Origin of the sequence: Streptomyces sp. NPDC085596, from assembly GCF_044541565.1 — a bacterium.
Classification (GTDB): Bacteria; Actinomycetota; Actinomycetes; order Streptomycetales; family Streptomycetaceae; genus Streptomyces.
The window spans coordinates 532,985-553,086 of sequence record NZ_JBITTC010000002.1 but is presented as its reverse complement, the minus strand read 5'-3'; the positions used below and the strand labels follow the sequence as shown (position 1 = coordinate 553,086).

The following is a 20,102-nucleotide window of genomic DNA, read 5'->3' as shown; positions in this document are numbered from 1 at the left end:
ACCGGCGACGAAGGACTGGTGGGCGATGACGGCGGACCAGGCGGGCCCGGTGGCCCGGACCCCCCACGGCGCGGTGCGCGGCCGGTACGAGCACGGGATCGCGGTGTTCCGCGGCATCCCGTACGCGGCACCCCCGTTCGGCCCCCGCCGCTTCCGTGCCCCCGAACCGCCCGAGCCCTGGGAGGGCGTGCGGGACGCCGGTGCCTTCGGGCCCACCCCGCCGAAACCGCCGTACTCCGAGGCGTTCGCCCAGTACCTCTCCGACCCCTCGATCCCCGGCGACGACTGTCTGAACCTCAACGTCTGGACCCCCGAGCCGGGCCCCGGCGCCCGCCTCCCGGTGCTGGTCTGGCTGCATGGCGGCGCGCTGACCAGGGGTTCCTCGGCGGTTCCGGTGTACGACGGCCGGGCCTTCGCCCGCGATGGCGTCGTCCTCGTCTCGGTCAACTACCGGCTCGGAGTCGAGGGCTACGGACTGTTCCCGGACGCCCCCGCCAACCTGGGCCTGCGCGACCAGCTCGCCGCGCTGCGCTGGGTGCACGAGTCCATCGCGGCCTTCGGCGGCGACCCCGGCAACGTCACCCTGGCCGGGCAGTCGGCCGGCGCGATCAGCACCGGCGTCCTGATCGCGGCCCCGCAGGCGCGCGGACTGGTCCGCCGGGCGGTGCTCCAGAGCGGGGCGCCGGAGGTCTCGGACCGGGAGAAGGTGCGGCGCATGGTGCGCCGGATGGCCACCCGGCTGAAGGTCCCCGCGACCGCCGCCGCCTTCGCGGCCGTCGACCGCGACCTGCTGCTCCGCACCCAGGCCGAGGTGAGCCGGCGCAGCAGCCCCCTCCTGGGCGGCCCCGGCTTCGGGATCGTCGTCGACGGCGACCTCGTACCCGCCGACCCGCTGCGCGCCCTCGTCGGCGGCGACGCGGCGCCCGGCATCGACCTGCTGATGGGCTGGACACGCGACGAGTACCGGCTGTGGCTGGTGCCCGGCGGCCTGGTCGAGCACGTCGACCGCCTCGGCGCGGTCGCGCTGGCCGGGGCGATGGCCCGCTGCCACGCCGGCTCCGAGGTGCCGCGCGGCTACCGCGCCCTGCACCCGTCGGCGGGCGCCGCCGAACTGGTCGGCCAGCTGGTCACCGACCACATGCTCCGCCTCCCCCTGCACCGCCTGGCCGATGCCCGCCCGTCGCATTCCCATGTGTACGAGTTCGCCTGGCCCTCCCTGCGCCCCGGCCTGGGCGCCTGCCACTCCCTGGAACTCGGCTTCGTCTTCGACACGGGGGAGGTCGAGGAAGCGGTGAAACTCGCGGGCCACGGCGGCCCCCAGTCCCTGGCCGACACCATGCACGCCTCCTGGGTCGACTTCGCCACCACCGGAGACCCAGGCTGGCCGTCCTGGACCGCCACCCACCCCACCCGCGTCTTCGACACCACCGGCCCCCACCTGGCCCAAGGCCCCCGAGACGCGGAACTCGCCCTCTGGCCCACCCGCCCCCTCCTCCCCTCCCAGCCCCCGTCCCCGCCGGCGGACCGGCTTGCGGCGGTACGGCGACTGCGGAGGTCGGCGGTGCTGCGGCGGCGTTGAGCTGGCGGTCAGACGCGGCCCAGTGACCGTGCGATCGCGGTGATCGTTTCCGGGCCCACGCGGCAGCAGCCGCCCACGAGGCGGGCGCCCGTCGCCGACCAGGTGGGGGTCAGGGTGGGGGTGTTGTCCCAGGTGCGAGTGGCCGCGTTCCAGGTCTCGCCGCTGTTCGGGTAGGCGACCACCGGCTTGCCCGTCACCCGTGCCGCTGTCTCCACCGCTCGTGGGACGTCCTCCGGGGCGCAGCAGTTCACGCCCACCGCCAGGATCTCGTCGGCGTCCGCCGCCAGGGCGAACGCCTCTTCCAGGGGCTGGCCGGCGCGGGTGTGGTCGCCGTCGATGCTGTAGGAGAGCCAGGCGGGGATGCCCAGGCCGCGTACCGCGTGGAGCAGGGCCGCCGCCTCGTCGGTGTCCGGGATCGTCTCCAGGGCCAGGATGTCGGGGGACGCCTCGGCCAGGATCTCCAGGCGGGGGCGGTGGAAGCGTTCCAGTTCGGTCCGGGTCAGGCCGTAGCGGCCCCGGTACTCGGAGCCGTCCGCGAGCATCGCGCCGTACGGGCCCGCCGAGGCCGCCACCCACAGGGGGCGGGTGACCCCGGCCCGCCGTGCGGCCTCGCGGGCCAGCTCCACGCCGGACCTCATCAGGCGTGCGGCTTCCGCCCGGTCGATGCCACGCCTGGCGAAGCCCTCGAAGGTGGCCTGGTAGCTGGCGGTGATCGCCACATCGGCACCGGCCGTGTAGTAGGCGAGGTGGGCCTCGGTGATCGCCTCCGGCGCCTCCGCGAGCAGCCGCGCCGACCACAGCTCGTCGCTCAGGTCGTGCCCGGCCGCCGCCAGCTGGTTGGAGAGGCCGCCGTCCAGTACGAGCGGCGGGCCCTCGGTGAGGGCGGTGGCCAGGTCGGTGCTCATCCCGCGACGCTAATCGACGTAAGGGCCTCGGTGAGCCGGTCCGCGAACTCCACCGGGTGCTCCAGGGTGCCCAGGTGGCCGCCGGGGAGTTCCAGCAGAGGCCCGTCAGCGAGGAAATTGGCTGTGAGATAGGGGAGTTGGCCGCGTGACTCCGCTCCTGCGGCCGGCGTCAGCCGATCCAGCCGGGACGTGGGGACGTACTCGGTGAACGGACGCAGGACGTGGGCGAGGAAGACGCCCATCGGGGTCGCCTCCGGCCCCTCGGCGGGTGGCCGCTCGGGCCCGTCCAGCGCGGCGATCAGCTCCCGCCGCCGCTCGGCCCCGTCCGGCAGCACCAGCGCGCAGGGCGGCTCGTGCGCGACCACGTGCGCCAGCCGCTCCGGATGCCGCGCGGCCAGCGCGAGCGCCGCGATCCCGCCCGAGCTGGTCCCGAAGACGTACCCCCGCTCACCGGGCGGCAGCACCGCCGCCAGTACCCGGTCCGCGCCGTCGGCCCAGTCCTCCGGCCGCTGGTCCGGCACCGGCTGCCCGAGGCGGCCGTGCGCCAGGCCCAGCGGGTCGTACGTCACCACGGTGAACCGGCGTGCCAGCCGCGAGGTCAGCGGACCCAGGCCCATGGGGTGCCCGGCGCCGCCCGGCATGAGCAGCAGGACGGGCCCGGTACCGGTGACGTCGAAGTCGGGTGTCATGCCTGGGCCTCCCTCGGCCAGTGCTCGAGCGCCCGGTGCAGCGCCTCGACCCCCTTGCCCCAGGAGGCGTCCACAGCGCGGTCGGCGCCGAAGCCGCCCGCCGACTCCAGTACGCAGTAGCCGTGGAAGGTGCTGCGCAGCAGGCGTACCGCGTCCGTGAGGTCGGGCTCCGAGAGGCCGTAGGCGCGCAGCATCCCGTAGGTGATCTCGGCGGTGCGGCGCAGGGCGGGGGAGTCCGCGATCAGGGACTGGTCGATACGGATCTGGGTGGCCGCGTACCGGCCGGGGTGCTCGCGGGCGTAGGCGCGGTAGGCGTCCGCGAACGCGGTCAGCGCGTCCCGGCCCGCGCGTCCGGCGACCGCCGCCGCGATGCGGTCGATCAGCTCGCCGCCCGCGTACAGCGCCAGCCGGGCGCGCAGGTCGGCCAGATTCCGGACATGCGAGTACAGGCTCGCGTCCTTCACCCCGAAGCGCCGGGCCAGGGCGGAGAGGGTGACGTGTTCGAAGCCGGCCTCGTCCGCGAGTTCGGCTGCGGCCGCGACCAGCCGGTCGGCCGTGATCCCCGCACGCGCCATGGACCCACCTCCTTGGATGCCCCTTGGGTGTCCAGCTCGTATCCTAGAGGCTCTAGGAAAGGATCTCCCGCACGAATTCATTGGCGAACTTGCCCGTAGGGTCCAGCTCGGCCGCCAGCGCCCGGAAGTCGGCCAGCCTCGGGAATCGCTCCCGCACCACCGCCGACGGCATCTCGAACACCTTCCCCCAGTGCGGCCGGGCGTCCAGCGCGCCGAGCGCCGCCTCCACCGCGCGCACGGCGGGCAGTACCGCCGCCGCGTCCTCGATCCAGGTGAAGTGCAGCGCCACCGAGTCCCGCCCATAGGCGGGGCTGAGCCACTGCGCGTCGGCCGCGACCGTCCGCACCTCGCAGGTCAGCACCACCCCGGCGAGCGTCGTCCGGATCGCGTCCAGAGCGTGCAGCGCGGCCATCGCGTCCGCCCTCGGCAGCAGATACTCGGACTGGAGCTCCGACCCGCTGCTGGGTGTGAACTCGGCCCGGAAATGCGGCAGTCGCTCATGCCAGGGGCCGGGTACCCCGCCCTGCTCGGTGCAGTTGACCGCGGGCATCCCCGGCACCGGATGCATCGCCCCGGCCGCCGGCCGAGCCCACGGGAAGTCCACCGGCGCCTGATCGGTACGCCGCTTCAGCCACACCTGCCGGAACCCCGGCGCCCGCCAGTCGGTGAACAGACTCACGCTGTACGCCGAGGCCGCGACCGTCTCGTACTCCAGTCCGTCCAGCGGCAGTTCGGCGAAGACATGCTGCTCGACCTCGTAGGACGGCTCCAGGTCGAGGGTGAGCGCGGTAACCACACCGAGCGCGCCCAGCGAGGTCACCGCGCCGTCGAAACGGGCGTCCCCGCGGGCGATCCGCAGCGTGCCGCCGTCCGCCGTGATCAGCTCCACCTCGCGCACCGCCGATGCCAGCGGGCCGTTGCCGACACCTGAGCCATGGGTGCCCGTAGCCACCGACCCGGCGACCGAAATGTGCGGCAGGGACGCCATGTTGGCCAGCGCCAGCCCATGCGCGTGGACCGTACGGGCCAGCTCCGCGTACCGGACCCCGCCCCCGACGCGCACCGTCCGGGCCGTCGTGTCCACGTCGATCACCGGGGGCAGCCCGGCCACCGACAGCAGCACGCCCCCGGCGCCGGGGTCCGCGATCCGGTTGAAGGAGTGCCCGCTGCCCAGCACCCGCACCCGCGCGCTGTCCGCCACCAGGGCCCGCAGGGCGTCCGGCGAGGCGGGCCGGTGGAACTCCTCGGCCGTGTAGGTGATGTTCCGCGCCCAGTTGGTGACCGCCCGCGCCGACTTGGTCATCCTTGCCGTCCCTCCCCGAGAGTGCCTGAGCCCAGACCCTCTCACCACTCGCGTGACCTGGGGAGACCCAGGCCGTGGAAGATCGCCCGGCGGCAACACGTCGCGCGGCTCACAGCCCCCCGGGAGGGCTTGCCGGGAAGTGGGGGCATACGGTGAGAGATGTACATGTGAGCCGGGAGGAGACAGGGATGGGCAGCCGCACCGCGCTGGTCGAAGATCTGATGGAGCGGTTCCCGCATGTGCCACGGGAAGCCGTTTTCAAGGAGGACCTGCTCCGGGGCGGAGTCGCCTTCGACCCCTCGGCGCTCAGCGACAACGAGGACGGCGAGGTCAAGCCGAAGTCGTACTTCATCTTCTCCTTCGACCACGGCACCCTGCCCGAGCTGGGTGAGGCCGCGCTGCGCAGGCCCCCGGAGGAGATCATCCTCACCGGCGGCCCGTACGACCTGCGCCGTACGGTCGTCTCCGTACGGGTGAACCCCGCCTCCCCCTACCGGGTCGCCGCCGACGAGCACGGCCAGCTCGGCCTCTACCTCGACGGCAAGCGGATCTCCGACGTCGGCGTGCCGCCGATGCCGGAGTACTACCGGCACAAGCTCTCCAACGGGAAGTCGGTCATGGAGGTGGCCCCGACCATCCAGTGGGGCTACCTGATCTATCTGACCGCGTTCCGCGTCTGCCAGTACTTCGGCGCCAAGGAGGAGTGCCAGTACTGCGACATCAACCACAACTGGCGCCAGCACAAGGCGGCGGGCCGACCGTACACAGGTGTGAAGGACGTCGACGAGGTCCTCGAGGCGCTGGAGATCATCGACAAGTACGACACCGCCAAGATCTCCACCGCGTACACGCTCACGGGCGGCGCGATCACGACGAAGGTCCAGGGACTGGACGAGGCCGACTTCTACGGGCGGTACGCCAAGGCCATCGAGGAGCACTTCCCGGGCCGCTGGATCGGCAAGGTCGTCGCCCAGGCGCTGCCCAAGGCGGACGTGCAGCGCTTCAAGGACTACGGCGTGCAGATCTACCACCCCAACTTCGAGGTGTGGGACGAGTACCTGTTCAAGATGTTCTGCCCCGGCAAGGAGCGGTACGTCGGCCGCGACGAGTGGCACAAGCGCATCCTGGAATCCGCCGACGTGTTCGGCGCGCGCAATGTGATCCCCAACTTCGTGGCGGGCGTGGAGATGGCCGAGCCCTTCGGCTTCACCAGCGTCGACGAGGCCATCGCCTCCACCACCGAGGGCCTGCGCTTCTTCATGTCGCACGGCATCACGCCCCGCTTCACCACCTGGTGCCCCGAGCCCACCACCCCGCTCGGCAAGGCCAACCCGCAGGGCGCGCCGCTGGAGTACCACATCCGGCTGCTGGAGGCGTACCGCAACACCATGGACGACTTCGGCCTCTCCTACCCGCCCGGCTACGGCCCGCCCGGCCCCGGCAACGCGGTCTTCTCCGTCAGCTCCTTCATGGACAGCCTCTCCGCGGAGGAGCGGGTGGAGGTCTGAACCGGCCCGTGTCACCGACGTATTGAACCGGTGGGCGCCCGCTGCCGTACCCCTGGACGGAGTGGCGGGCGCGCGGCGGTTCGACGCATGGTCATGCCGGGCGGCGAGTGGCTCACCCGATCCGCCTGACCCGCTTGTCAGCCCGGCGGCGGCGTGAAAGGCTCCTGCCCCCGCGAGGCCCCCAACTCCATCACTGTTTCGATGAGTTGCCCCTCGCTCGTGGACGCTGGAGACCGATGCCCGATCTGTCGCCCCCTCAGGACGCCGCCGAGGCCGCGTTGTTCGCAGAGTGCTGGGACGCAGTCCTCTCCTACGCGGACCTGTGCACGGCGGGAGCGGGAACGGCACACCAACTGGCCGACGAAGCCTTCACGTTGGGGATGCGTGAACTGAGGGCCGCGCGGAGCGCCGTACGCGGCCGCACCACCCGGCTGCCGGTCATCCCCCAACTCCTCACCGCCGTACGGGACACGGTGGCCGGCTGGGAGAGCGCGGGCAAGGGCCACAAGCTCGACCCCTACCTCCGCCTCTGGCTCAACTCCGAGGCCGCCGCCCGCTACACCGGCCCACCGCTGGGCCGCCCTGTCGCGCTGCGCGGCCTGAGGGACATGCCGGAGGCCGACGCCACGCTGCTCTGGCTCGCCGAGGTGGAGGCGCTCCCGCTGCCCACCGTCGCCCGCCGCCTCGGCCTGGACCCGCTGACCACGGCCGCCGAACTCGACCAGGTCCGCGCCCTGTTCCACGACCGCTGCCACCGCGCCCACCGCGACACCCCGCTGGACGCCGAGTGCCGCAGCTACGCCCGCCTGCTGGACGCCGTCACCCGCTCGCCCGGCGCCGAGACCCCCGAGGACCTCTCCCGTCACCTCGCCACCTGCGTCCCCTGCGCCGAGGCCGCGGCCTGCCTCCGCCTGCACGGCGGCGGAATCCCCGCCGCGCTCGCCGGGGGCGTCATCGGCTGGGGCGCCCTCGCCTACCTGGAACGCCGCCGCCGCGCCGCCGAGGTCCGCCTCGGCGTGGGCACGGCCTCAGGACCGGGGACGCGAGTGGACGACGAAGCGAGCCGCGGCCGCGTACTGCGCCGCAGCCTCCTGGCGGCGGCCGGCCTGCTGTCGGCGGTCGCCCTGGGCGTCTCCCTGATGCCGTTCGGCACCTCGGACGACGGCGACGTGTCCGCCCGCGACGACCAGAAGCCGATCGCCGCCCCCGACACCCCCCACCCCACCCCGGCCCCCTCCCGCTCGGCGGCCCCGGCCACCACCCGCACCCTCCCGGTCCCCGCACCCCCGAAGCCGAGCCCCACCTGGCGGAAGTCCCAGCACCCCTCCCGCAAGCCCTCCGCGACCCCCTCCCAAGCCCCCGCCACCGCCCCGAGCGCTCCCCCCACCTGCCAGGTCTCCTACCACCTGGACGACGAGTGGAGCGACGGCTTCCAGGCCAGCCTCCACATCACCACCGACGAGCCCCTGTCCGGCTGGCAGCTCGCCTGGACCTTCCCCGACGGCCAGCACATCGGCCAGACCTGGGACGCCACCCCGCACCAGAGAGGCGCGGAGGTCACGGCGGAGGCCAAGAGCTACAACCGCGAGGTCGCCGCCCACGGGACGATCGCGTTCGGGTTCGTGGGGACGCGGGACGGGGGGAACGGGACGCCGAGGGGGTTCCGGCTCAACGGGGAGGCGTGCGCGAGCGGTTGACCGAAGCCGGCCACCGGCCGTGAGGGATGATGGCCGACATGACGGGTGACCATGGTGAACTGCATGAACTGCTCCACGGCGCCGGCCTGGAGAAGGTCGGGGACGGCAGGGTCTCCGACGTGCGTCACTCGCGGGCTGCCTGGCGCCCCGTGATCGCGGCGAGTACGGAGCCCACGCTCACGGTGCCGGACGACCACCCCGACCTGGTCGCCGAGCTGAACCGGCAGTGGTACCGGCTCGCCGTCGAGCGCGGCGTGGTGAACGGGGACGGGGAGTTCCTGATCAACGTCGCCGATCAAGGCTGTACTTGCTGGACCAGGGTGCGGCTGGGGGAGCAGTGGGATCTGGCCGGTCTCCCCGGCCCCAGAGCGGGTCAGCCGGAATTCGTGACGATGTCCCTGGACGGGGAGAGCGTCCTGGGCGCCACCTGTGAGGAGTACGAGGTCTGGATCGTCGCCATAGCGCCGTTCACCGACTGGCTGGAGGCGTCGGCACGGGAGCATGCGGTGGAGATGCCGGGAAAGCGGGAGGCCGGCTGGGACTTCGTCCTGCGACGGACGGCCCCCTCGGCCCGGCTGCGGGGCGCATGGCGCGAGGGGCTGGCCGCGAACCCTGCCGCCTCCGCGGCCGTGCTGTGCCGTCTCCTCGACGTCGGTCCCGAGGAGCGGCTCTCGTCCCGGCTCCGTTATCGGGAACTGCCCGAGGACATGATCACGGCCTGGGTCGGGCATCCCGAGTGGCGGGTACGCCGGGAGTTGGCGGAGCGGCCGCTCAAACCCGAACAGAGCGCCGCACTCTTCCGCGATCCCGATCCGCGCCACCGGTGGGGGCTGCTCACCAGCGTGGTGTACCAGCACCCGGCGTTCACCGCGGAGACCTTCGCCCAGCTCGCCGCCGACCCCAGCCCGCACGTGCGTGCCGAACTGGTCGCTCATCGCGACCTGCCGGTGCGGCACCTCACCGCGCTCGCCGCCGACCTGGACCCCGTGGTACGCAAGGCGGCCGCCCCGCGCGCCTGGACTCACCTGACTCCTCCGGCGCGGACGGCCCTGCGCGCGGACCCGGACCCCGGGGTGCGAGCCGAAGCCGTGCTGCTGCACCACTGTTCCACCCCGCTCGCAGAGGTCGACTTCGCCGCACTCCCCGGTGATGCCCAGCGGGAACGCGCGGCGCGTACCTGTGTCCTCACCCGTGAGCTGGCCGAGGAGCTGGTCCACGGGGGCGAGACAGCCCTGCGCAGCGCCGCAGCCCAGAATCTTCATCTGGACACCGACCTCGTGGCCCTGCTGGGCCAGGACCCGGACCCCGGCGTCCGCTGGCTGGTGTCCATCCGCCCGGACCTCACGGAGGCGGAACGTGTACGCGTGGCCGTCGAGTTCGATCCCAGCGCCCGCTGCCACCCGCTCCCGTGGGTCCGGGACCTGGAGGACGACGAGGAGGCCATGCGGCGCTGTGCCACCTCCGCGCACGTCATGCTCCGCCGCAGCACCGCGTGCGCGTCCAACCTGCCGCCCGACGTGGTCGACCTGTTGGCACACGACGAGGACTGGGTCGTCCGGCTCTTCCTGGCCGAACACTGCGACCAGGCCCCGGCGGACCTCCTGCTGGAGATGGTGCGGACCTGGAACGGCTACTCGGCCGCAAGAATGATCGAGCACCCCAACTTCCCCCGGCAGGGGACCCTCCGCTTCGCGGACGACCCCGACCCCCGCACCCGCAAGCTCGCCCTCCTCGATCCGCGGGCGACCACCGAGCTGGTGGAACGGTTCAGCCGGGACGCGGACTCGGGCGTCCGCTGGTGCGCCCTGCGCGACCGGCGCCTGTCCATCGCGTCCGTGATCCGCATGCTCGACGACCCCCACCACGCCATACGGGACCAGGCCGCCGCCGACCCGCGCCTCCCCACCCGCGTCCTGACCACCCTCCTGCACGACGCCACGACCGCGCTCGCCTCCGCCGCCAACCCCGCGATCCCCGAGACCGTCATGCACCATCTGCTGGACCGGTAGCCACGACGCGTTGTCGGTGCCCACGGCTATGGTCGGCCTGTCCGAGGTCGTGCCGCGGCCGTCCGGCATCTCACCAGCGAAGAGGCAGTCGCGTGAACAATCCGTCCGAGCTCCTGCGGCGCGTGCGTGACCGTGCCGAGCAGCAGACAGGGGGCCTTGCCCCGTGCCTCGGCGAACAGGACGTCGCCGACGCCGAGCAGGTGCTCGGCTTCAGCCTGCCGCCGCTGCTCCGCCTTCTGTACCTCCAGGTCGCCAACGGCGGCTTCGGCCCCGACTGCACGCTGCTGCCGCTTGTCGGCGACGGGCGGACCGCCGTGGCAGAGTACGGGCCGCTCCGCGACTCTCGCCCGGCATACTGGCCGCGGGGCGTGCTGCCGATCCTGGACTGGGGCTGCGGCATGTACGCCGCTGTCGACTGCCTCGCCCCCGACGCTCCCGTCCTCCTCTTCGAGCCCAACGCCGGCCCCGACGACTGGGCCGACGCGTGGTTCCTGGACTCCCCGTCCGTGGCCCGGTGGCTGACCTCCTGGCTCGACGGGACCGGCTGGTGGGAGGAGGAGGTCATGATGGACGAGGACGGGCCGGAACCCACGCCCTGGCCCGACGCCGCCCGCCGCCTCGCAGCGGGTGCCGGCCGGTGACGACCACACAACTGCGGCTGTTCGCGGACTACTTCCAGTTGCACGTGATGGACGAGGACGCCGAGGACGATCTGGGGGAGGCGTGGACGCAGGAGGCGGTGTCGGACGGACTCGCCGTATCGCGGCGGACGCTCGGCATCGGCACCGCGGTCGACATGGACGTCACGGTGACGGTCGAACTGCTCGACCGTCCGCCGGGTGACGACAGTGACGCCTTCGACCACGTGGTGGAAGCGAGCATCGAGGTGCCTACCGGCCGCGTCGCGGTTCTGGGCTGCACGGACTACCTACCGGACGCCGCGCGCTTCGAAGTCCCCGAGGGCTTCGTACGGGTCCGTGCGTCGCGGACGAACCTTGCGAACGTCCGCCTGCCGGACGAGGAGGGGTACGACGACCCCGAGGGCATGGAGCAGGTACACCTCCGGATCTGGCCGGCCCCCCACAGCGCCCCCGCCGTGATCAAGCGATGGACGGCGACCGGCACGGCGGGTCGAGCGGGGGATTAATTCGTTGGTGCCCGCTGCCCGTTGCCTCTAGTGTCGTCCGTGTTCGCGCGGCGGCTCGTCGAGTTGTCGTGGTGGTTCGGTGTGATCCAGGAGGTGTGACCGATGGCTGTCTCTGTGGTGGGTGCTGTGCGCATCCGGACGTTCATCCTTGTCACCTCCGTGGCTTCCGGCTGACCTCTCTCCTTCCGCGCCGACGCGCGTGTGCCGGGGCCACCCTTCGAAGGGTCACCCCTTGTCTCTCTCCACCCCCATGAGTCCGTCGTCCTCCTCGCATCCGCTCGTGCCGTACGGCTGGGATGCCGACTGGGAGACGGCGTTCGCCCCCTATGCCGACCAGGGCCTCGTAGCCGGCCGCGTCGTACGCGTCGACCGCGGCCTGTGCGATGTCGTGACGCCGGGCGGCACTGTCCGTGCCGACACCGAGTTCGTCGTCCCGCGTGACCCGATGAAGGTCGTGTGCACGGGCGACTGGGCCGCCGTCGACCCCGAGGGGGCCAGCCCCCGGTACGTCCGCGCCTACCTGCCCCGCCGGACCGCGTTCGTACGGTCCACCTCGTCCAAGCGGTCCGACGGGCAGATTCTCGCCGCCAACGTCGATCACGCCGTCGTCGCCGTGTCGCTCGCCGTCGAACTCGACCTCGGGCGGGCCGAACGGTTTCTGGCGCTGGCGTGGGAGTCCGGGGCGCAGCCGGTGGTGGTGCTGTCCAAGGCCGACCTGGTGCCCGATCCGGCGACGCTCGCGCACCTCGTGCAGGACGTCGGGACCGCCGCGCCCGGTGTGCCCGTGCTGACCGTCAGCGCGCTGCACGGCGACGGGCTGGACGTGCTCCGGGCCCTGATCGGTACGGGTACCGCCGTGCTGCTCGGGCAGTCCGGTGCGGGCAAGTCCACGCTGGCCAACGCGCTCGTCGGCGCGGACGTGATGGACGTCCGGGCCGCGCGGGACGTGGACGGCAAGGGCCGGCACACCACGACCACCCGCAACCTGCTGCCGCTGACCGGCGGGGGCGTGCTCATCGACACCCCCGGACTGCGCGGCGTCGGCCTGTACGACGCCGAGAGCGGGGTCGGGCAGGTGTTCTCCGAGATCGAGGAGCTGGCGGCGCGCTGCCGGTTCCACGACTGCTCCCACGAGTCCGAGCCCGGCTGCGCGGTCGCCGCCGCCGTGGCCTTGGGCGAGCTGCCCGTCCGACGGCTGGAGAGCTACCGCAAGCTGGTCCGCGAGAACCAGTGGATCGTCGCCAAGACCGACGCCCGCCTGCGCGCCGAGATCCGCAAGGACTGGAAGCGCAAGGGAGCCGAGGGCCGGGCCGCGATGCAGGCCAAGCGGGGTCGCTGGGCCTGACCAGAAGAGGGGGCCGGGCTGCATGTCCGTTTTCCGCTGGCCCGGCCCCCCTCCGACGTCCGACACTGGACGCATGACGGACGATGACAGCAGGTACGAGGCGGTGCGCAGCCGCGACGGGCGGTTCGACGGCGTCTTCTTCTTCGCCGTCCGGACCACCGGCATCTACTGCCGCCCCAGCTGCCCCGCGGTGACCCCGAAGCGGTGCAACGTACGGTTCTTCCGCACGGCCGCCGCCGCCCAGGGCTCCGGCTTCCGGGCCTGCCGCCGCTGCCGGCCGGACGCCGTGCCGGGCTCGGCCGAGTGGAACGTCCGCGCGGACGTCGTCGGCCGGGCCATGCGGCTGATCGCGGACGGCGTCGTCGACCGGGAGGGCGTCACCGGCCTCGCCGCCCGCCTCGGCTACAGCCCCCGGCAGGTGCAGCGCCAGCTCACCGGCGAGGTCGGCGCCGGACCCGTGGCGCTCGCCCGCGCCCAGCGCGCCCACACCGCGCGGACCCTGCTGCGGACCACCGAACTCCCGGTCACCGAGATCGCGTTCGCGTCCGGTTTCCGCAGCATCCGGCAGTTCAACGACACCATCCGCGAGGTGTACGCCCACACCCCGACCGAGGTGCGCGACGCCGCCCCGCGCTCCCGCCGGAGCGCCCCCGGCACCGGCATCCCGCTGCGGCTCGCCCACCGTGGCCCCTACCAGACCGGCGCCGTCTTCGACCTGCTCGCGCGCGAGGCCGTACCCGGCGTCGAGGAGGTGACCGGCACCCCTGGCGCCCGCGTCCACCGGCGCACCCTGCGGCTGCCGTACGGCACCGGCGTCGCCGCCGTCCACGAGCGCGCCCACACCCCCGAGCCGCGCGGCGGCACCCGGCCCGGTGGCTGGCTCGACGCCCGTCTGCTGCCCACCGACCCCCGCGACCTCACCACCGCCGTGCACCGGCTGCGCCGGCTGTACGACCTCGACGCCGACCCCTACGCCGTCGACGCCCGCCTCGCCGCCGACCCCCGGCTCGCCCCGCTGGTCGCCGCCCGGCCCGGACTGCGCTCACCCGGCGCCGTCGACCCGCTGGAGATCGCCGCCCGCGTCCTGACCGGCGCGCCCGAGGCGGTGGAACGGCTCGTACGCCGGTACGGCAAGGCGCTCGACGCGCCCAGCGGCAGCCTCACGCACCTCTTCCCCGAGCCCGCCGTCCTCGCCGAGGCGGAGGCCGGGACCCCGCTCGGCACGCTCGCCGCCGCCCTCGCGGACGGCCATCTGCGCCTCGACCCCGGCGCCGACCGGGACGAGGCCCGGCGCGCCCTGAGCGAGCTGCCCGGCGTCACCCCGGCCGCCGTCGCCGCCCTGAGGGCGCGCGTGCTCGGCGACCCGGACGTCACCCCACCCGGTACGGACCTGCCCGAAGCCTGGCGGCCCTGGCGGTCCTACGCCGTACAACACCTACGGGTCGCCGAGGAGCTGACCGAGTAATGGCGATCATGGACAACCCCTACTGGACCGAACTGGCCTCCCCGGTCGGCCCCCTGCTGCTCACCGCCGACGCGGACGGCGCGCTGACCTCGGTATCCGTGCCCGGCCAGAAGGGCGGCCGTACCGTCCAGGAAGGCTGGCGGCACGACGCCGGACCCTTCCGGGAAGCCACCCAGCAGCTCACCGCCTACTTCGCCGGAGACCTCGAGGAGTTCGACCTGCCCACCCGCGTAAGGGGCACCGAGTTCCGCGAGCGCGTATGGGCCGCCCTGGACGCCGTCCCCTACGGGGCCACCACCACCTACGGCGCGATCGCGGCCGAGGTCGGCGCCCCGCGCGCCGCGATCCGCGCGGTCGGCGGCGCGCTGGGCGCCAACCCCCTGCTGGTCGTCCGCGCCTGCCACCGGGTCATCGGGGCCAACGGCACCATGACCGGGTACGCGGGCGGACTGGAACGGAAGATGTGGCTGCTGCGCCTGGAGGGGGTGCTGGGCAGCGCGTAGCCGGCTGGGCCGAGCGGGTGGGCCTCCGGTGAGGGCGCCCCGCCCCCGGCCGCCGCGTGTGGCACCGTCGCCTCCGGCGGCCCGGACACGCGGACGGGCCCGTGGGAAAGGGGCGGACATGGGCTACGTCGCACGGTTCGGCCACGTCGTACGGTTCCTCGCGGCCCTCCTCCTCGTACTGACCCCGGCCCCCGCCTGGGCCGCCGCGGGGCACCAGCCCTGGACCGGCACCTGGGAGGCCGCCCCCTCCGGCACCGCCCCCGCCCTGCCCGGCGCCGCGATCCGCAACGTCGTCCACCTCAGCGTCGGCGGGCACGAACTGCGCGTACGCATCACCAACCGGCTCGGCACCGCCCCGCTCCACCTCGGCGCGGTCACCGTCGCCCTCCGGCACGGCAAGGGCCCGGACGCCGCACCCGGCACCCTGCGCACCGCCACCTTCCACCACGCGCCGACCGCCACCGTCCCGCCCGGCCGTGACCTTCTCACCGACCCCGTCCGGCTCACCGTCCCGGCCGCCGCCGACCTCCTGGTCACCGTCCTCACCCCGGACGACTCCGGCCCCGCCACCCAGCACGGCACCGCCCTCCAGACCAGCTGGGTCGCCCTCGTCGGCGCCGGTCACGCGGCCGACGAGGACGGTTCCGCGTACCGCACCCCGATCAGCAACTGGTACTACGTCGCCGGCGTCGACGTACGCGGCTCCGCCACCGGCAGCGTCGTCGCCTTCGGCGACTCGCTCACCGACGGCACGGGCTCCACCCACGACGCCAACCACCGCTGGCCCGACCTGCTCGCCGAACGCCACCGCCGCCTCGGCGTCCTCAACGCGGGCATCGGCGGCAACCGCCTCCTGCGCGACCGCACCGGCCCGAGCGCCCTCGCCCGCCTGGACCCCGACGCACTGGACCGCGCCGGAGCCCGCGTCCTCGTCGTGTTCGAGGGCGTCAACGACATCAACGGCAGCCCCACCGCCGCCGACGTGAGCGCCTACGCCGACGCCTACCGCACCCTCGTCGCCCGCGCCCACGCCCGGCACATCCGGGTCGTGGGCGTCACCCTCACCCCGTACGGCGGCCACCCGGCGCACACGGCGGCCCGCGAGGCCGTACGGCAGGGGGTCAACGACTTCATCCGCACCGGCGGCGCCTTCGACGCGGTCGCCGACGCGGACGCCGCGCTGCGCGACCCCGCCGACCCCGTACGCCTGCTGCCGCGCTACGACCCCGGCGACCATCTGCACTTCAACGACGCGGGGATGCGGGCGGTCGCCGACCGCGTCAGCCGCGTCCTGCGGTGAGCGGTCAGCCCCACAGCACCGCGCTCAGCCACCCGGCCGCGCTCAGCCCCACAGCACCGCGCTCAGCCACCCGGCCGCGATCAGCAGACAGGCGAACAGCTCCGTGAACACGCTGGAGCCGCCCGAGCGCATCGCCGTGCGCAGCGCGGCCATCGCCTCGCCGTGCCGGCCGAGCCGCAGCCGCTCGGCCAGGTAGATCCCGCCCATGAAGCCGGGCAGCGCGCCCACCACCGGCAGCAGTACGAACCCGAGAACCGCGCCGGCACCCGCGTACACCGCCATCCGGGGTGTCGCGCCGCTCGCCCGAAGCTGGCGCGCGGGCAGTGCCCAGCGCACGACCTGCGCCAGCAGCAGGACCACGGTGGCGCCGACCAGGACCGCCCAGGTGAGGCCGGCCGGGTTCGTCAGCGCCCACCACAGGACCCCGGCCCACACCAGCCACGCCCCCGGCACACCGGGCACCAGCACTCCGCAGAGGCCGAGCGCGATCACCAGGCCGACCAGCAGGAGTTCCCACGCTCCCATCTGCCCAGCGTGCCCGAGCCCGGACGGAACCGCAGATCTCGTACGGCCGTTCGCCCTGTCCCCCGATGCGCTGTGCGAGGCGGGCGAGGGAGCCCGATTTTCCCGATGCCCCGTTTCCGCGCCGCCCGCGTGGTGACAATTACCGGCATGAGTCAGCAGGGGGGCGGGCCCACTCGCCGGGACGACGACTGGTGGGGGCAGCTCTACGACGAAGCGGCCGACGACACGGGCCCCACACCGGCCCCGGATTCCCTGGACGACCGCTACGCCTCGGCGAAGCGGGCGACGGTGACCGGGCAGGGGAGCGGGCAGGCGGGTCAACCGGAGGGAAGCCCCGGCGGGCCGCCCGAGCGGGAGACACCCGAGCCCCCGCCTTCCAGAGCCGAGCCGGGTCCGCTGCCGCTCCCGGCCCAGCGAGCCGGTGACCAGGTCCGGGACACGCCGCCCTTCCCCGCCCAGCGGGCAGGTGAGCAGACGCCCACCGACGCCCCGGACACCCCGGCCGCGCGCCCGCCTGCCGTCCCGCCCATGCCGGGCTGGCCCGCGCCCCCACCTGAACCGGCGCAGAGCCCCGCCGACGGCACTCCGCGAGGCCCCGTCGTCACCGGCGTCGCCCACTTCACGCCGACCACGCCTCCCACCCCCGACTGGGTCGGCCCCCGGCCCCCCACCTACGCCCCCGAACCGACCGCGCTGCCAGCCGCCGACCCCGATCAGCTCGGCGAGCTGGTGTCCGACACCGTGCTGGAGGGCGCCCGGTACGGAGCGAGCACCCTGCGGGCCGTCTCGCTGCGCGGGGACTCCGCGCGCTACCGGGGCGAGGCACGGCGGGACGCCCTGCTCACCGCACGCTTCGGCGCGGGCGAACAGGCCCTCGTCCTCGTGGCCATGGCCACCGGCGCACGGGCCGCCCCCGGCGCGCACCGGATGGCCGCCGAGGCGTGCCGGTGGATCGGACAGGCGGTGGGGCGCAGCCACGAACGGCTGGTCGAGGATCTGCGGGCGGGCCGGCGCGGCGACCTCAAGTCCGGGCTGAACCGTCTCACCGACCGCACCCTCGGCAAGCTCCGCGCCGACGCCGCCGAACGGGACCTAGGCCCCGAGGAGCACACCGCGAGCCTGCGCTGCCTGCTGCTGCCCGCCGACCCCGACTGCCGCACCCGCGTGTTCTTCGGCGCGGGGGAGGGCGGGCTGTTCCGGCTGCGGGACGGGGAGTGGCTGGACATCGAACCGGGCGGACCGGGCGACGGCCCCGCCCCGCCCGGCGCCCTTCCCGCCGAGACCCCGGACGGCGACCGCCTCACCCTGGACCTCGGCATCCCGGTCCCGCCGAGCCCGTACGAGCCCGTCGTCGCACCCGCGGAGCCGCCGCAGGTGCCGTTCCGGTTCCGGGCCGCCATAGCCCGGCCGGGTGACGTGCTGATGATGTGCACCTCCGGCCTCGCGGACCCGCTGCGCGGGGAGGCGGCCCTGCGCGCGTTCCTCGGCCGCCGCTGGTCGCGTGCCGCCGCGCCCGGCCTCGCCGCGTTCCTCGGGGACACCCAGACACGGGTGAAGGGGTACGCCGACGACCGTACGGCCGCCGCCGTTTGGGAGGCGTAACCGGGCCCCCTGTGACTTGATGGGACGGCAGGGGCGTATTTCCGGGACCGCGAAGGGGCGGACGACCGTCATGGCCAAACAGAACGTCGCCGAGCAGTTCGTCGACATCCTCGCCCGCGCCGGGGTGCGCCGTATGTACGGCGTCGTCGGGGACAGCCTCAACCCGGTCGTGGACGCCGTGCGCCGCAACGCCGCGATCGACTGGGTGCATGTGCGCCACGAGGAGGTCGCCGCCTTCGCGGCCGGCGCCGAGGCGCAGATCACCGGCAAGCTGACCGCCTGCGCGGGCTCCTGCGGCCCCGGCAACCTGCACCTCATCAACGGCCTCTACGACGCCCACCGCTCCATGGCGCCCGTGCTGGCCCTGGCCTCCCACATCCCGTCCAGCGAGATCGGCCTCTCCTACTTCCAGGAGACGCACCCGGAGCGGCTGTTCCAGGAGTGCAGCCACTACAGCGAGATGATCTCCAACCCGAAGCAGATGCCCCGGCTGCTCCAGACCGCCATCCAGCACGCGATCGGGCAGCGCGGGGTCAGCGTCGTCACCCTGCCCGGTGACGTGGCCGACCAGCCCGCGCCGGACCAGTCCTTCGAGAGCGCCCTGGTCACCTCCCGGCCCACGATCCGCCCCGGCGACGCCGAGATCGACCGCCTGGTGGAGATGATCGACCAGGCCGACAAGGTCACGCTGTTCTGCGGCGCGGGCACGGCGGGCGCCCACGCCGAGGTGATGGAGTTCGCCGGACGCGTCAAGTCCCCGGTGGGGCACGCCCTGCGCGGCAAGGAATGGATTCAGTACGACAATCCGTACGACGTCGGCATGAGCGGGCTGCTCGGCTACGGCGCCGCCTACGAGGCCACCCACGAGTGCGAGCTGCTGATCCTGGTCGGCACCGACTTCCCGTACAACGCGTTCCTGCCCGACGACGTGAAGATCGCGCAGATCGACGTACGGCCCGAGGTCATCGGCCGGCGCTCCCGGCTGGACCTCGCGGTGTGGGGCGATGTCCGCGAGACGCTGCGCTGTCTGATTCCCCGGGTCCGGGAGAAGACGGACCGCCGCTTCCTGGACAAGATGCTGAAGAAGCACGCCGACGCGCTGGAGGGCGTGGTCAAGGCGTACACCCGCAAGGTGGACAAGCACGTTCCCATCCACCCCGAGTACGTGGCGTCCGTGCTGGACGAGATCGCCGATGACGACGCGATCTTCACCATCGACACCGGGATGAACAACGTCTGGGGCGCGCGCTACATCTCGCCCAACGGCCGCCGCCGCATCATCGGTTCGTTCTCGCACGGCTCGATGGCGAACGCGATGCCCATGGCGATCGGCGCCCAGTTCACCGACCGCGACCGGCAGGTCATCGCCATGGCCGGTGACGGCGGATTCACCATGCTGATGGGCGACTTCCTGACGCTGGTGCAGCAGGACCTGCCGGTGAAGATCGTGCTGTTCAACAACTCCGCACTCGGCATGGTGGAGTTGGAGATGCTGGTCGCGGGCCTGCCCTCGTACGGCACCACCGACGTCAACCCCGACTTCGCCGAAGTCGCCCGCGCCTGCGGTGCCTTCGGGGTGCGGGTGGAGAAGCCGAAGCAACTGGCCGGGGCGCTCAGGGACGCCTTCAGGCACAAGGGTCCCGCCCTGGTGGACGTCGTCACCGACCCCAACGCCCTGTCGATCCCGCCGAAGATCAAGGCCGACATGGTCACCGGGTTCGCGCTGTCCGCGTCGAAGATCGTGCTGGACGGCGGCGTCGGCCGGATGCTCCAGATGGCCCGCTCCAACCTCCGCAACGTGCCCCGACCCTGAAGTCGCCCTGAGGAACGGTGATTTCCGGTCAGTTTCACCGCGTGTGACCGATTGGGGGCACTGGGTGTCCGAATGGGTCCGCAGGAGCCGTCAGATGGCTCCTGCGGCGTTTTTCGGCCGCCACGGCGCTTTCGGTA

The 20,102-nt window shown here is 73.5% G+C and carries 17 protein-coding genes; 12 read left to right on the top strand and 5 right to left on the bottom strand.

The annotated features are described in order from the left end of the window. Positions 1–25: 25 nt before the first annotated feature. Positions 26–1,579: a carboxylesterase/lipase family protein gene (locus ACIGA3_RS08140; RefSeq protein ID WP_399712507.1), complete on the top strand. Its 1,554-nt coding sequence runs from the start codon at positions 26–28 to the stop codon at positions 1,577–1,579. A gap of 8 nt (positions 1,580–1,587) precedes the next feature. On the opposite strand, the gene mmuM is transcribed toward ACIGA3_RS08140, so the two are convergent. Genes mmuM through ACIGA3_RS08120 form a run of 4 tightly spaced genes read right to left on the bottom strand, consistent with a single transcriptional unit; the run spans position 1,588 to position 5,051 of the window. Then, positions 1,588–2,484, bottom strand: coding sequence for a homocysteine S-methyltransferase (mmuM, locus tag ACIGA3_RS08135; protein WP_399711687.1), 897 nt, complete (start codon positions 2,482–2,484; stop codon positions 1,588–1,590). Then, entirely contained in the window at positions 2,481–3,173 is a 693-nt protein-coding gene (locus ACIGA3_RS08130; RefSeq protein ID WP_399711686.1) for an alpha/beta fold hydrolase, read from the bottom strand. Before ACIGA3_RS08130 ends, mmuM begins: the two co-directional genes overlap by 4 nt. Then, the gene (locus ACIGA3_RS08125; protein ID WP_399711684.1) at positions 3,170–3,748 is read right to left on the bottom strand and encodes a TetR/AcrR family transcriptional regulator; all 579 of its coding nucleotides are present in this window, start codon (positions 3,746–3,748) and stop codon (positions 3,170–3,172) included. The genes ACIGA3_RS08130 and ACIGA3_RS08125 overlap by 4 nt, the downstream gene beginning before the upstream one ends. Positions 3,749–3,800: 52 nt before the next feature. After that, positions 3,801–5,051: an FAD-binding protein gene (locus ACIGA3_RS08120; RefSeq protein WP_399711683.1), complete on the bottom strand. Its 1,251-nt coding sequence runs from the start codon at positions 5,049–5,051 to the stop codon at positions 3,801–3,803. 188 nt (positions 5,052–5,239) lie between these two features. Between ACIGA3_RS08120 and ACIGA3_RS08115 the strand changes: the two genes are divergently transcribed. From ACIGA3_RS08115 to ACIGA3_RS08075, 9 genes are all read left to right on the top strand, one after another. Continuing rightward, positions 5,240–6,559: a radical SAM protein gene (locus ACIGA3_RS08115; RefSeq protein ID WP_399711681.1), complete on the top strand. Its 1,320-nt coding sequence runs from the start codon at positions 5,240–5,242 to the stop codon at positions 6,557–6,559. Between the two features lie 236 nt (positions 6,560–6,795). After that, the gene (locus ACIGA3_RS08110) at positions 6,796–8,256 is read left to right on the top strand and encodes a cellulose binding domain-containing protein (protein WP_399711679.1); all 1,461 of its coding nucleotides are present in this window, start codon (positions 6,796–6,798) and stop codon (positions 8,254–8,256) included. A gap of 38 nt (positions 8,257–8,294) precedes the next feature. Next, positions 8,295–10,265, top strand: coding sequence for a PE-PGRS family protein (locus ACIGA3_RS08105; RefSeq protein WP_399711677.1), 1,971 nt, complete (start codon positions 8,295–8,297; stop codon positions 10,263–10,265). A gap of 92 nt (positions 10,266–10,357) precedes the next feature. Next, on the top strand, positions 10,358–10,906 hold the full coding sequence (locus tag ACIGA3_RS08100; RefSeq protein ID WP_399711675.1) for an SMI1/KNR4 family protein: 549 nt from the start codon (positions 10,358–10,360) through the stop codon (positions 10,904–10,906). Continuing rightward, positions 10,903–11,412 carry a hypothetical protein gene (locus ACIGA3_RS08095; RefSeq protein WP_399711673.1) on the top strand — a complete coding sequence of 170 codons (510 nt, stop codon included), beginning with the start codon at positions 10,903–10,905 and terminating at the stop codon, positions 11,410–11,412. The genes ACIGA3_RS08100 and ACIGA3_RS08095 overlap by 4 nt, the downstream gene beginning before the upstream one ends. A gap of 250 nt (positions 11,413–11,662) precedes the next feature. Beyond that, a complete protein-coding gene (gene rsgA, locus ACIGA3_RS08090; protein ID WP_399712504.1) occupies positions 11,663–12,757 on the top strand; it encodes a ribosome small subunit-dependent GTPase A in 1,095 nt (364 codons plus the stop codon). Between the two features lie 73 nt (positions 12,758–12,830). Next, positions 12,831–14,222, top strand: coding sequence for a bifunctional transcriptional activator/DNA repair enzyme AdaA (locus tag ACIGA3_RS08085; protein ID WP_399711671.1), 1,392 nt, complete (start codon positions 12,831–12,833; stop codon positions 14,220–14,222). Positions 14,223–14,230: 8 nt separating this feature from the next. Continuing rightward, positions 14,231–14,725, top strand: coding sequence for a methylated-DNA--[protein]-cysteine S-methyltransferase (locus ACIGA3_RS08080; protein WP_399712502.1), 495 nt, complete (start codon positions 14,231–14,233; stop codon positions 14,723–14,725). A 118-nt stretch (positions 14,726–14,843) separates the two neighbouring features. Further along, on the top strand, positions 14,844–16,025 hold the full coding sequence (locus tag ACIGA3_RS08075) for a GDSL-type esterase/lipase family protein (RefSeq protein ID WP_399711669.1): 1,182 nt from the start codon (positions 14,844–14,846) through the stop codon (positions 16,023–16,025). Between the two features lie 42 nt (positions 16,026–16,067). On the opposite strand, the gene ACIGA3_RS08070 is transcribed toward ACIGA3_RS08075, so the two are convergent. Continuing rightward, positions 16,068–16,550: a DUF456 domain-containing protein gene (locus ACIGA3_RS08070; RefSeq protein ID WP_399711667.1), complete on the bottom strand. Its 483-nt coding sequence runs from the start codon at positions 16,548–16,550 to the stop codon at positions 16,068–16,070. A gap of 147 nt (positions 16,551–16,697) precedes the next feature. Between ACIGA3_RS08070 and ACIGA3_RS08065 the strand changes: the two genes are divergently transcribed. Continuing rightward, complete coding sequence (locus ACIGA3_RS08065; protein WP_399711666.1) at positions 16,698–18,152, top strand: protein phosphatase 2C domain-containing protein; 1,455 nt, start codon at positions 16,698–16,700, stop codon at positions 18,150–18,152. 70 nt (positions 18,153–18,222) lie between these two features. Continuing rightward, the gene (locus ACIGA3_RS08060; protein ID WP_399711664.1) at positions 18,223–19,965 is read left to right on the top strand and encodes a pyruvate dehydrogenase; all 1,743 of its coding nucleotides are present in this window, start codon (positions 18,223–18,225) and stop codon (positions 19,963–19,965) included. Positions 19,966–20,102 lie beyond the last annotated feature (137 nt).